The sequence below is a fragment of the Streptomyces thermodiastaticus genome, from assembly GCF_014656135.1.
Lineage (GTDB): Bacteria > Actinomycetota > Actinomycetes > Streptomycetales > Streptomycetaceae > Streptomyces > Streptomyces thermodiastaticus.
Genome location: NZ_BNBV01000013.1, coordinates 57126 through 70221 on the forward strand (window position 1 = coordinate 57126; position 13096 = coordinate 70221).

Sequence of the window (13096 nt, forward strand, 5' to 3'; positions counted from 1 at the left end):
GAGGTGCCGGAACGATGGACCGCACTTTTCGCTCCCGCCGACTCGCCCCCGCCGTCGCTCTGGCCGCCGCCGTGGCCCTGACCCTCGCCGGCTGCTCCAGCAGCTCCGGCGGCAAGAAGGCCGAGGAGAGCGCCGCCGACGCCTCCGCCGGCAGGGCCGACACCCCCCGGATGACGGTCGCGCTGGTCACCCACCAGGCACCCGGCGACACCTTCTGGGACATCGTCCGCAAGGGCGCCGAGGCCGCCGCCGCCAAGGACAACATCAAGCTCGTCTACTCCGCCGACCCCAACGCCGGCAACCAGGCCAACCTCGTGCAGAACGCCATCGACCAGAAGGTCGACGGCATCGCCGTCACCCTCGCCAAACCCGACGCCCTCAAGGCCGTCGTCGGCAAGGCGGTCGCCGCCGGCATACCCGTCGTGGGCCTGAACTCCGGCCTCGCCGACTGGAAGAAACTGGGGCTGCTGGAGTTCTTCGGGCAGGACGAGAGCGTGGCGGGCGAGGCGCTCGGGAACAGACTGAACGACGTCGGCGCCAAGAAGGCCGTCTGCGTCATCCACGAACAGGGCAACGTCGGCCTGACCCAGCGCTGCGACGGAGTGAAGAAGTCGTTCAAGGGCACCACCGAGATCCTGTACGTCAACGGCACCGACATGCCGTCGGTGAAGTCGACCATCACCGCCAAGCTCAAGCAGGACGGCGGCATCGACCACGTGGTCACCCTCGGCGCGCCGTTCGCGCTGACCGCGGTGCAGTCGGTTCAGGACGCGGGCAGCAAGGCGAAGGTCGCCACCTTCGACCTGAACAAGGACCTTACGGGAGCCATCCAGAAGGGCGACATCGAGTTCGCCGTCGACCAGCAGCCCTACCTGCAGGGCTACCTGGCCGTCGACTCCCTGTGGCTGTACAAGAACAACGGCAACTACAGCGGCGGCGGCGTCCAGCCGGTGCTCACCGGTCCCGCCTTCGTCGACAAGTCCAACGTCGACAAGGTCGCCTCGTTCGCCGCGAAGGGCACCCGGTGATCGACATGACCCACCAGGCCGCGCCCGCGGCGGGTACCGGACCGGCCCCCGGCGAGAGGCAGGACACCGGCCGCACCGTACGGCGCTCCCCGCTGCTCCGGCTCCTCGCCCGCCCGGAGGTCGGGGTGTTCCTCGGCGCTCTCGCCGTCCTGGTCTTCTTCCTGGCCGTCGCGCCCACGGTCCGCCAGGGCGGCTCCATGGCGACGGTCCTCTACCAGTCGTCCACCATCGGCATCATGGCCCTGCCGGTGGCGCTGCTGATGATCGGCGGCGAGTTCGACCTGTCCGCCGGTGTCGCGGTCATCACCTCCGCGCTGACCGCCTCCATGCTCAGCTACCAGCTCACCCTGAACGTGTGGACCGGCGTGATCGTCTCCCTGGCGGTGTCGCTCGCCATCGGCGCGTTCAACGGCTGGATGCTGGTCAGGACCGGGCTGCCGAGCTTCCTCGTCACCCTCGGCACCTTCCTCATCCTGCAAGGTGTCAACCTGGCCGTCACCAAGCTGGTCACCGGCAACGTCGCCACCGACGACATCAGCGACATGGACGGCTTCGACCAGGCCAAGGCCCTCTTCGCGTCCTCGTTCGACATCGGCGGGGTCCAGGTGAAGATCACCGTGGTGTGGTGGCTGGTGTTCGCCGCCCTGGCCACCTGGGTGCTGCTGCGCACCAAGTACGGCAACTGGATCTTCGCGGTCGGCGGCAACAAGGACAGCGCCCGCGCCGTGGGTGTGCCCGTCACCTTCACCAAGGTCTCCCTGTTCATGCTGGTCGGCTTCGGCGCCTGGTTCGTCGGCATGCACCAGCTGTTCTCCTTCAACACCGTCCAGTCCGGCGAGGGTGTGGGCAACGAACTCATCTACATCGCCGCCGCCGTCATCGGCGGCTGCCTGCTCACCGGCGGCTACGGCTCCGCCATCGGACCCGTCTTCGGCGCCTTCATGTTCGGCATGGTCAACCAGGGCATCGTCTACGCCGGCTGGAACCCCGACTGGTTCAAGGCGTTCCTCGGCGTGATGCTGCTCGGCGCCGTCCTGATCAATCTGTGGGTCCGCCGCACGGCGACCCGGAGGTGACACCCCCATGACCACCGACAACGCGGCACCGCACGGCGCCGTCCTCACCGACACCCCGCCCGGGGGCGAGCGGCCGCTGGTCGAACTGCGCGGCGCCGGCAAGTCCTACGGCACCGTCCGCGCCCTGCACGGCATCGACCTCGCCGTGCACGCCGGCCGGGTCACCTGCGTGCTCGGCGACAACGGCGCCGGCAAATCCACCCTCATCAAGATCATCTCCGGGCTGCACCAGCACACCGAGGGCGAGTTCCTGGTCGACGGCACACCCGTACGGTTCACCGGCCCGCGCGAGGCCCTGGACCGGGGCATCGCCGCCGTCTACCAGGACCTGGCGACCGTGCCGCTGATGCCGGTGTGGCGCAACTTCTTCCTCGGCTCGGAACTCACCAAGGGGCCCTGGCCCTTCCGCCGTCTGGACATCGCCCGGATGAAGAAGACCGCGGACGAGGAACTGCGCGCCATGGGCATCGTCCTGGACGACCTCGAACAGCCCGTGGGCACCCTCTCCGGCGGCCAGCGCCAGTGCGTGGCGATCGCCCGCGCAGTGCACTTCGGAGCCCGTGTCCTCATCCTGGACGAGCCCACCGCCGCGCTCGGCGTCAAACAGTCCGGGGTGGTGCTGAAGTACATCGCCGCCGCACGCGACCGCGGCCTCGGTGTCATCTTCATCACCCACAACCCCCACCACGCCTACATGGTCGGTGACCACTTCAGCGTGCTGCGCCTGGGCACCCTGGAGCTGTCCGCCGCACGCAGCGAGGTCAGCCTGGAGGAGCTCACCAACCACATGGCGGGCGGCGCCGAACTCGCCGCCCTGAAACACGAACTGGCCCAGGTCCGCGGCGTCGACGTCGAGGAGCTGCCCGATGCACCGGCCCCCGGCTCCCGGCCGGCCCCCTCGGAAGGAGACGGATGACATGACTGAGGTGCTGGACCGCATCCGGGTCGGCTCGGCCCCCGACTCCTGGGGCGTGTGGTTCCCCGACGACCCGCAGCAGGTGCCCTGGCACCGCTTCCTCGACGAGGTCGCCGAGGCCGGCTACTCCTGGATCGAGCTGGGCCCCTACGGCTACCTGCCCACCGACCCCGCCCGCCTTACCGGGGAACTGGACCGGCGCAACCTGCGGGTCTCCGCCGGCACCGTCTTCACCGCACTGCACCGCGGCCCCGGCGTGTGGGACTCCACCTGGGAACACGTGCGCCAGGTCGCCGCCCTCACCCAGGCCATGGGCGCCCGCCACCTGGTCGTCATCCCCTCCTTCTGGCGCGACGACAAGACCGCCGAGATCCTGGAGCCGCCGGAGCTGACGAGCGAGCAGTGGACCCACCTGACCCGGGGCATGGAACGTCTGGGGCGCCAGGTGAAGGACACCTACGGCCTCGACATCGTCGTCCACCCGCACGCCGACACCCACCTCGACACCGCGGCCCACGTCGAACGTTTCCTGGACGCCACGGACCCCGCCCTGGTCAGCCTCTGCCTGGACACCGGGCACTACGCCTACTGCGGCGGCGACAGCGTCGAACTCATCGAGACCTACGGCGAACGCATCGGCTACCTGCACCTGAAGCAGGTCGACCCCGGCATCCTCGCCGACGTGGTGGCGAACCAGGTGGCGTTCGGGCCGGCGGTGCGGCGCGGCGTGATGTGCGAACCGCCCACGGGTGTGCCCGCGCTGGAACCGGTGCTGCGGGCGGCGCAGAAGCTGGGCGTGGACCTGTTCGCGATCGTCGAGCAGGACATGTATCCGTGCCCGCCGGACAAACCGCTGCCCATCGCCGTCCGCACGCGCAGGTTTCTGCGGTCCTGCGGGGTGTGAGGACGACGCGCGACGGCGGGTGCCGTGTCCGCCGTCCCGCCGCACAGCAGGGGGGCCGGTCCCGCCGTGACAGCGGGACCGGCCCCTCGCCGCGGCTCAGGCCGTCCGTACTTCCTCCACCCGCACCGGCCGGTGCTCGTGCAGCGACCGGGTGCACGCCTCGGCGATCCAGCCCGCCTCCAGGGCGTCCTCGACGGTGCAGGGCGAGGGCCTGCCACCCGCCACCACCTCAGTGAACGCGACGAGTTCGGCCCGGTAGGCGTCGGCGAACCGGTCCATGAAGAACGTGTGCGGCATGCCCGAAGGGAAGGCCGTCCCGGGCTCGGCCGAGCGCAGCGGCAGCTTGTCGTCCAGGCCCACCGCGAGCGAGTCGGTGAAGCCGTGCAACTCCATCCGGACGTCGTAACCCCTGCCGTTGTGCCGGGAGTTGGACACCACCGCGATCGTGCCGTCGTCCAGGGTGAGGACCGCCCCGGTGGTGTCGGCGTCCCCGGCGTCCTTGATGTAGGAAGCGCCGCGGTTGCCGCCCGTCGCGTACACCTCGGTGACCTCACGGCCCGTCACCCAGCGGATGATGTCGAAGTCGTGCACCGCGCAGTCCCGGAAGATGCCGCCGGAGGCCGCGATGTACGCCGCGGGCGGCGGCTCCGGGTCCAGGGTGGTGGAACGGACGGTGTGCAGGGTGCCCAGCGCGCCGGAGCGCACGGCGGCCCGTGCGGCGGCGAAACCCGCGTCGAAGCGGCGGTTGTAGCCGATCTGCACCGGCACACCCCGGTCCTGGACGGCCCGCAGCACCTTCACCCCTTCCTCCATCGTGCGGGCCACCGGCTTCTCGCAGAACACCGGGATGCCCGCCTCGACGGCGGCGAGGATCAGCGCTGGGTGGGCGTCGGTCGCGGCGGCCACCACGATGCCGTCCACCCCGGCGGCGAACACGGCCTCGGGCGAGGCCGCGACCTCGGCTCCGAACCGCTCGGCGGCGGCCGCGGCGGCACCCTCGAACGGGTCGGAGACCAGCAGTGACTCGACGGTGTCCAGACGGGACAGGGTTTCGGCGTGGAAGGCGCCGATACGGCCGAGGCCGAGAATCGCGATACGCATGGACGGCAGCTCCGATGTGCGATGGCCGACAGGAAGTGCGAGTGGAACGGTCCGGGGCGTGGGGCGGCGGTGTGCGGGGCGTGGGTGTGCCGTTGGGGTGTGCCGGCGGTCACTGGCGCAGGGACACGGAACCGGCCGAGAGGCGCCGGACACGCCCTGGGGCGCGGCGGGCGCCGGGGCCGCCGTCCTGCCCGGACAGCCGGACGTCACGGTGGGAGAAGACGACGGACATCGACGCCCTTTCGGTCGGTCACGAAGGCCACACGCTGCTGCCATTCTTGTCCTGACAAACCCCTCGGACAACCGGCAACGGCCCCTCGAAGAACATCAGCCGATCCGCGCCGGTCTCCCCGACAGGTACGGATCCCGGGCCGGACCCCGTACACCATGCCCGCCCGGCCGGCACCGGCGAGCTGAGCGGACCTCGGGTGTCCGGCCACGGCCCCGCCCGGCGGACGGTCCCGTGCCCGAGCTGTGCCGTTGCGGCGGCCGGAGCACGGACCGGGCGGGGCCGCCCCGGGTGCCCGGTCACCGACCTGCCTCCCCAGCCGCCCACTTTTCGTCGCCAAAACAGCCAACAGAATCGTTGACAATCTTGCTTCGCTAGTTTTACGTTCGACAGGCACTCACTCAGGGAGGGCACATGCCGAACGAAGCCCGTCCGAGCAGCGGCGAGCAGGCCAAGCAACTGGCGCTCACGCGGCTGCGGCAGGCGATCATGCACGGCGAGATGGCACCGGCTCAGCGGCTGGTGGAGAACGAACTCGCCGAGCGGTTCGGCGTGACGCGGGCCAGCATCCGCGCGGCGCTGATCGAACTGGAAGCCCAGGGTCTCGTCGAGCGGATCCGCAACCGCGGCTCGCGGGTCCGGGTGGTGTCCGTCGAGGAGGCGGTCGCCATCACCGAGTGCCGTATGGCGCTCGAAGGGCTGTGCGCGGCCAAGGCGGCCGTCGCGGTCAGCGACGAGCAGCTGGCCGAACTCACCGGCCTGGGCACGGCGATGCAGAAGGCCGTGGCCGACGGTGAGCCGGTCACCTACTCCGAGCTGAACCACGCACTGCACGCCCGGATCCGGGAGTTCTCCGGACAGCGGACGGCCGTGGAGCTGCTGGAGCGGCTCAACGCACAACTGGTGCGCCACCGCTTCCAGCTGGCACTCAGGCCGGGGCGTCCGCAGCAGTCCCTGAAGGAGCACCTGGCGATGATCGAGGCGATCAGAGCCAGGGACCCGCAGGCGGCCGAAGCGGCCGTCCGCGCCCACCTCACCAGCGTCATCGACGCATTGCGCGACTGACGGCCCGACGGCCGGCCATCCCGGGCCCCGCCCGGCCGGTGCACGGTACGACGCCGCTCACCCGCACGACGTGCGGCACGGCGGCGTCCGGAGTGCCGGCCGTACGGACCGGGATGCCCGGCGCCGGTGTGGTGGGCGGACACCTGTCCGACAAGGAGAGAGCAGCAATGACCCACGCCGGCACGCCCCCGACCCCACGCTCGACACTCGTCGTCACCGCACACGCCGGGGACTTCGTGTGGCGCGCGGGCGGCGCGATCGCCCTGGCCGCCTCCCGGGGGGAGAAGGTGACCATCGCATGTCTGACCTTCGGCGAGCGCGGCGAGTCCGCCAAGGCCTGGCGCGCGGGCAAGACCCTGGAGGAGATCAAGGCGATACGCCGCGAGGAGGCGGAGCGGGCCGCTGCCGTCCTCGGCGCGCAGGTCCGCTTCTTCGACGCCGGCGACTACCCGCTGGTGGCCACCGCCGAACTGACCGACCAGCTGGTGGCCCTCTACCGGGAGACCCAGCCCGACGTCGTCCTCACCCACCCCGTCGAGGACCCCTACAACGGCGACCACCCGGCGGCCAACCGCATGGCCCTGCAGGCACGGGTGCTCGCTCAGGCCATCGGCTACCCGGCGCCGGGCGAGATCATCGGTGCCCCGCCCGTGTTCTACTTCGAGCCCCACCAGCCGGAGATGTGCGGCTTCACCCCCGACGTGCTGCTGGACATCACCGAGGTGTGGGAGACCAAGCGCAAGGCGATGGAGTGCCTGGCCGCCCAGCAGCATCTGTGGGACTACTACACCGATCTGGCCGTGCGCCGCGGCGTGCAGCTCAAGCGGAACGCGGGCCCCAACCTCGGCCTGCCGCACAAGACCGTGGCCGAGGCCTACATGCGTCCCTACCCGCAGGTCACCAAGGAGCTGGCATGAGCGGCGTCATCGTCACGGGTGTGCCCAGGGCCGACGCCGCGGACGTCGAGGCGCTCGCCGGGTTCGGTGTCGCCACGGTGCACGAGGCCATGGGCCGCACCGGCCTGCTCCCGTCCCGTCTGCGCCCGATCCAGCAGGGCATCCGGGCCGCGGGCACCGCGGTCACCGTGCTGTCCTGGCCGGGCGACAACCTCATGATCCACGCGGCGGTCGAGCAGTGCGGCGAGGGCGACCTGCTGGTCGTCACCACCACCTCGCCGTCCACCGACGGCATGTTCGGCGAGCTGTTCGCCACCGCGCTCCGGCGGCGCGGGGTGCGCGGCCTGGTCATCGACGCCGGCGTCCGCGACACCCAGGAACTGCGCGACCTGGGCTTCCCCGCCTGGTCGGCGGCGGTGTCGGCGCAGGGCACCGTGAAGGCCACCGGCGGCTCGGTCAATGTGCCGGTGGCCATCGGAGGGCAGCTGATCCGGCCCGGTGACGTGATCCTCGCCGACGACGACGGCGTGGTCGTCGTCCCCCGCGACAAGGCCCGCGAGGCCGCTGAGGCCGCGCAGGCCCGCGAGGCCAAGGAGGCCGCCACCCGGGCCGCCTTCCTCGAAGGCCAGCTCGGCCTGGACCGTTACGGCCTGCGGCAGAAACTGGAGCAGCTGGGCGTCACCTACACCTCCTACGAGGACTACGTCCGCGGAGCGGGCTCGTGACCTCCGCCGACGGCATCCGCTGCATGCTGATGCGCGGCGGCACCTCCAAGGGCGCCTACTTCCTCGCCGAAGACCTGCCCGCCGACCCGGCCGCCCGCGACGAGCTGCTGCTGCGCGTCATGGGCAGCCCCGATGCTCGCCAGATCGACGGGCTCGGCGGCGCACACCCGCTCACCAGCAAGGTCGCCGTGGTGTCCGCCTCCGCCGACCCCGAGGCGGACGTCGACTACCTGTTCCTGCAGGTGGCCGTGGACCGCGCCGAGGTGACGGACCGGCAGAACTGCGGCAACATCCTCGCCGGCGTCGGCCCGTTCGCCGTCGAACGCGGACTCGTGCCGCCCCGCGGAGAGCGGACTTCGGTACGGATCCGCATGCTCAACACACGAGAACGCGCGATCGCCGCCTTCCCGACCCCCGACGGGCGGGTGGAGTACGCGGGTGACGCGGAGATCTCCGGAGTGCCCGGCACCGCGGCACCCGTGGAGATCGAGTTCCCGGCGTCCGGCACACCGCTGCTGCCCACCGGCAACGTGCGCGACACCGTCGCCGGCATCGAGGTGACCTGCGTGGACAACGGCATGCCGACCGTGCTGATCCCGGCCCGGTCCCTGCAGGTCACCGGCTACGAGAGCCCCCGGGATCTGGAGGAGGACCCGGTTCTGGCCGCCCGGCTGCGCGAGATCCGCCTGGCCGCCGGACACCTCATGGGCCTCGGCGACGTCACCTCCGCCACCGTGCCCAAACTGACCCTGCTCGCCGAACCGGCCGGCGACGGCGCCGTGATGACCCGCACCTTCATCCCGGTCCGATGCCACACCTCCATCGGTGTGCTCGGCGCGGCGAGCGTCGCGGCGGGTCTGCGCGTCCCGGGCGGCGTGGCCGACGGCATCGCCCGCCCGCCCGCGGACACCTCCCGCACCCGTATCGAACACCCCACCGGATACCTGGACCTGGACACCGAGGTCGAGGCCGGTGACGACGGCAGCCCCGTCACGGTGCGCCGGACCGCCGTCGTACGCACCGCCCGCAAGATCTTCGACGGCACCGTCTTCCCCCGGCCCCGAACCGGCCCCACCCCCGCACCCGCATCTGGAGGCAATGATGGCTCCACCTCTCGGTGACGTCGCCCATGTCGGCCACGCCCAGCTGTTCACCCCTGACCTGGACGCCAGCGTCGCCTTCTTCACCGACTTCCTCGGACTCACCGTCAACGGGCGGGACGGCGAGACCGTCTACCTGCGCACCTTCGACGACTACGAGCACCACAGCCTCGTCCTCACCGCGCGCGAGCAGCCCGGACTCGGCCGGATCGCCCTGCGCGCCTCCAGCGAGGAGGCCCTGCTGCGCCGGGTGAGGGCCATCGAGGAGACCGGGCGCGAAGGCCACTGGGCCGAGGACGAACCCGGCATCGGCAGGCTGTACGTCACCACCGACCCCGACGGGCACGAACACGCCCTGTACTGGGAGAGCGAGCACTACCGGGCACCCGAGGAGCTGCGGCCCGCCCTGAAGAACCAGCCGCAGGCCAAACCCAACCGCGGCGTGGGCGTACGGCGCCTGGACCACATCAACTTCCTCGCCGCCGACGTGCTCGTCAATGCCGAGTTCCAGCAGCACGTGCTCGGCGCCCGGCCCACCGAGCAGATCCAGCTCGACAACGGCCGGATCGCGGCCCGCTGGCTGACCTTCACCGACAAGTCCTACGACGTCGTCTACACCGAGGACTGGACGGGCTCCCGCGGCCGGCTGCACCACATCGCCTTCGCCACCGACACCCGCGAGGACATCCTGCGCGCGGCCGACCTGGCCATCGACACCGGGGTGTTCATCGAGACCGGCCCGCACAAGCACGCCATCCAGCAGACGTTCTTCCTCTACGTCTACGAGCCCGGCGGCAACCGCATCGAACTGTGCAACCCGCTGACCCGGCTCGTGCTGGCCCCCGACTGGCCGCTGATCACCTGGACCGAGGCCGAGCGGGCCAAGGGCCAGGCCTGGGGCCTGAAGACCATCGAGTCCTTCCACACCCACGGCACACCGCCCGTGGCCTGAGGCCGCACCCGGCCGCACGAGGGGGCCGCATGCCACGGCGGTGTGCGGCCCCCTCCGGCACAACGGACCGCACACGCACACCCACGCGCACTGCACACCCACAGCACGCGCACCGCACACCCACACGCACCGCACACGGACCGCACGCCGGCCGGACCGCCGGCTCCGTCTCCCGCAGACGCGGCCCACCGCACCCGGCGACGCCGCACCCCTCCGCACCGTCACCTTGCTCGTCCCCGCCGGTGCGGCTTCCCTTCCCGCACCGACAGCACCGCTGCCCGCGCCCTGTAAGGCCCCGGCAGCCGCCGAGACCAGTCGACAAGAGCGTCGGCAACCTCGACGACGTCCCGTCCGCGGCTCTCCGGCGCCCGGCGTACGCACCCGCATGAGAGGTAACAATGATGTCCTCCTCACCCAGCCCGTCTCCCCGGGGCCGCACCGTGGCCCTGCTGGTGGTCGTCCTGTGCTGGCTCGCCGTGCTCTTCGACGGCCTCGACATGTTCATCTACGGCTCGGTGCTGCCGCACATGCTCGCCACGAAGGCCCTCGGCATCACCCCGGGACAAGCCGGTGACCTGGGCAGCTATGCCACGTTCGGCATGCTGGTCGGTGCCCTGGCCGCGGGCACGGTCGCCGACCGCATCGGCCGCAAGAAACTGATGGTCGCCTGCGTCACCCTGTTCTCGCTGGCCTCCGGCCTGTGTGCCCTGTCCGGTTCGGTCACGGTCTTCGGTCTCGGCCGGACCCTGGCCGGCCTCGGCCTCGGCGGCCTGCTGCCCACCGCGATCTCCATGGTGTCCGACTACGCCCCGGGCGGCCGCGGCGCCCTGACCATCGGCGTGCTGATGACCGCCCACCACGCCGGCGGCATCCTCTCCGCGTATGTCGCCCAGTGGCTGGTGGAGCCGGCCGGCTGGCGCTCGGCCTTCTGGGTGTGCGTGATCCCGCTGCTGCTCGTCCCCGTCCTGATCAAGGCCCTGCCCGAGTCGCTCAGCTTCCTGCTCGCCCAGGGCCGCACCGACCAGGCGCGCGCCCTCGCCACCCGCCATGGGGTCGACCTGCCCGAGCCGAAGGACACCACGGGCTCCCGCGGAAGATCTCCCGTCGGCGCCGTGCCGGCCCTCTTCCGCGGCGGTGCGTGGCTGCAGACCCTGCTGTACTGGCTGGCCTCCTTCGGCGGACTCCTCCTCGTCTACGGTGTCGCCACCTGGCTGCCCACCCTGATGCGCGACGAGGGCTACAACCTCGGCTCCGCTCTGACCTTCGTCGTCCTGTTCAACCTCGGCGGCATCGTCGGCATGCTGGTGGCGGGCCGGGCCGCGGACCGGTTCGGTGCCCCGCGCATCTCCGCGATCTGGTTCGCGCTCACCGCCGCGGGTGTCTTCCTGCTCAGCGTCCGCATGCCGCTCGGCGTGACCTTCCTGGTCGTCTTCCTCACCGGCGTGTTCCTCAACAGCGCCCAGACGATGATCTACGCGACCGTCTCCATCCGCTCCGCCCCGGACATCCGTGCCACCGCCGTCGGCTGGACCTCCGGCATGGGCCGCTTCGGAGCCGTCTTCGGCCCGTGGCTGGGCGGACAGCTGCTCGCCGCCGACCACGGCGACTGGGGTTTCACCGCCTTCGCCCTGGCCGGTGTCGCCTCGACCGTCTTCATCGGCCTCGCCGCGCTGCGCACACCGCGGCGGACGGCCCGCGACGACACCGCCCGCGAGGCGGTGGCCGCCGGCTGACCCGCCCGCGCACACCCTCCGCACACCCGGCGGCCGCGGGCTCACGATTGGCGTCCGCGCCCGCCGGGTACCCGGGGCGCCGACGAGCGGGGCACGAGGGGATCCGAGGGGCACGATGAAACTGTCGTTCCTGGAACCCGTCACCGGCGCGCCCGGCCCGTGGGCCAGCGTCCACCTGGACACCTCCAGGGACGGCGAGGACCCGGACCGGGCCATCGCACGGCGCTGGCGGCACCTGCGGACGACGCTGCGCACCCAGGGGGCGGACGAGGTCACGCTCGGTGCCCTGGACGCAGCGGTCGGCACGGACTGCGAGATCCCCGGACGGCACGGGCAGGCCCTCTTCGCCGCGCACGGACGCCTCGCCCTCACCGCCGGACTGCCCGACCCGCCCGAACACGGCACCGCCCGGTTCGGCCCGCTGGCCGACCTGCTGCCGGTCGCCCTCGCCCACGCACCCGACATCCCCTACCTGGCCGTCGTCCTCACCCGCAGCGGCCCGGCCGCCGCACCCGGCACCGACGGCCGTCCGGACGGCGCCGGGGAGGTGCACGTGGCCGGCGAGGCCGGGCGGTGGCCCGCCGGCCGTCTCGCCCCGGGGCACCGGCTGACCCGCCGGCTGCCGGTGCGGGACTGGCCGCACGAGGCGGCACAGGTCGCATGCGATCTGGCGGACCTGGCCGACGGACACCACGCCGAGGTCGTCGTGGTGTGCCGGGACGACGGCGCGCCCCGCCTGTCGGACGCCCTGATCGACCATCTGCCCATCCAGCTGCAGAACAGCCTGACCGTCATCGACTGCGACGAACACGGCCACGACGTCCCCCATGTGACGGACGACGGTGACGCCGCCGGGACACACGTGTGCGGCGAGACGGACGCCGGTGCCGCCGCGCACGGCTGCCCCGCCCGGCGTGCCCTCGCCGAGTCCCACCTCGCCCAGGTGCTCGACTCGGGCCTGAGCAAGGAGGACGAGCGGTTCGTGGACGTCTTCTTCACCCAGCGCTCCCGGCACCGGAGCCGGTCGGAGGGCACCGCCGCCGTCGTACGGGCCCTGCAACGCCGCCAGGCCCAGGCCGTCCTGCTCAGCACCCCCCTGAAGCTGCCCGAACTCCTGTGGTTCGACCAGCGGTCGGGGCGGATCGCCCTGACCGGCGACGAGGCGGCGTCCCTCGGCATGACCGGCGCCCAGCCGCAGCCGGCCGCCTCCGCCCTGCTGCACGCCATCGTCCGCACCGGAGCCGAACTGGTCGTCCTCCCGCCCGACGAGACGCTGCTGACGGACGGTGTCGGTGTGGTGCTCCGCTACCGCGACGTCACGGACATGAACCTGCTGTAGACGCAAACCCCAGGGAGAGGGAGGGACAGGCG

At 71.8% G+C, this 13096-nt stretch carries 12 protein-coding genes; 11 read left to right on the plus strand and 1 reads right to left on the minus strand.

The annotated features are described in order from the left end of the window. The first annotated feature begins 14 nt into the window (after positions 1–14). From IE286_RS14230 to IE286_RS14245, 4 genes are read left to right on the plus strand one after another with little or no spacing between them, the layout of a single operon-like run. Positions 15–1028 carry a sugar ABC transporter substrate-binding protein gene (locus IE286_RS14230; RefSeq protein WP_189797062.1) on the plus strand — a complete coding sequence of 338 codons (1014 nt, stop codon included), beginning with the start codon at positions 15–17 and terminating at the stop codon, positions 1026–1028. Continuing rightward, positions 1028–2104: an ABC transporter permease gene (locus tag IE286_RS14235; RefSeq protein ID WP_372462557.1), complete on the plus strand. Its 1077-nt coding sequence runs from the start codon at positions 1028–1030 to the stop codon at positions 2102–2104. The genes IE286_RS14230 and IE286_RS14235 overlap by 1 nt, the downstream gene beginning before the upstream one ends. 7 nt (positions 2105–2111) lie before the next feature. Then, a complete protein-coding gene (locus IE286_RS14240; protein ID WP_189797063.1) occupies positions 2112–3020 on the plus strand; it encodes an ATP-binding cassette domain-containing protein in 909 nt (302 codons plus the stop codon). A 1-nt stretch (position 3021) separates the two neighbouring features. Next, positions 3022–3924: a sugar phosphate isomerase/epimerase family protein gene (locus IE286_RS14245; RefSeq protein ID WP_189797064.1), complete on the plus strand. Its 903-nt coding sequence runs from the start codon at positions 3022–3024 to the stop codon at positions 3922–3924. Positions 3925–4020: 96 nt separating this feature from the next. Here IE286_RS14245 and IE286_RS14250 read toward each other — a convergent pair whose 3' ends face one another. Then, the gene (locus tag IE286_RS14250; RefSeq protein ID WP_189797065.1) at positions 4021–5025 is read right to left on the minus strand and encodes a Gfo/Idh/MocA family protein; all 1005 of its coding nucleotides are present in this window, start codon (positions 5023–5025) and stop codon (positions 4021–4023) included. 643 nt (positions 5026–5668) lie between these two features. Here IE286_RS14250 and IE286_RS14255 point away from each other — a divergent pair. The 7 genes from IE286_RS14255 (at position 5669) to IE286_RS14285 (ending at position 13064) form a co-directional block, all read left to right on the plus strand. Continuing rightward, positions 5669–6319, plus strand: coding sequence for a GntR family transcriptional regulator (locus tag IE286_RS14255; protein ID WP_189797066.1), 651 nt, complete (start codon positions 5669–5671; stop codon positions 6317–6319). Between the two features lie 167 nt (positions 6320–6486). After that, positions 6487–7236, plus strand: a complete 750-nt coding sequence (locus IE286_RS14260) for a PIG-L deacetylase family protein (RefSeq protein WP_189797067.1) — start codon at positions 6487–6489, stop codon at positions 7234–7236. Then, positions 7233–7940 carry a 4-carboxy-4-hydroxy-2-oxoadipate aldolase/oxaloacetate decarboxylase gene (locus IE286_RS14265; protein ID WP_189797068.1) on the plus strand — a complete coding sequence of 236 codons (708 nt, stop codon included), beginning with the start codon at positions 7233–7235 and terminating at the stop codon, positions 7938–7940. The genes IE286_RS14260 and IE286_RS14265 overlap by 4 nt, the downstream gene beginning before the upstream one ends. A gap of 23 nt (positions 7941–7963) precedes the next feature. Further along, positions 7964–9061, plus strand: a complete 1098-nt coding sequence (locus IE286_RS14270; RefSeq protein ID WP_189797134.1) for a 4-oxalomesaconate tautomerase — start codon at positions 7964–7966, stop codon at positions 9059–9061. Then, the gene (locus IE286_RS14275; RefSeq protein ID WP_189797069.1) at positions 9042–9992 is read left to right on the plus strand and encodes a catechol 2,3-dioxygenase; all 951 of its coding nucleotides are present in this window, start codon (positions 9042–9044) and stop codon (positions 9990–9992) included. Before IE286_RS14270 ends, IE286_RS14275 begins: the two co-directional genes overlap by 20 nt. Before the next feature lie 401 nt (positions 9993–10393). Further along, positions 10394–11725: an MFS transporter gene (locus IE286_RS14280; protein ID WP_189797070.1), complete on the plus strand. Its 1332-nt coding sequence runs from the start codon at positions 10394–10396 to the stop codon at positions 11723–11725. A 115-nt stretch (positions 11726–11840) separates the two neighbouring features. Beyond that, a complete protein-coding gene (locus IE286_RS14285; RefSeq protein ID WP_189797071.1) occupies positions 11841–13064 on the plus strand; it encodes a baeRF2 domain-containing protein in 1224 nt (407 codons plus the stop codon). The last annotated feature ends 32 nt before the right edge of the window (positions 13065–13096 follow it).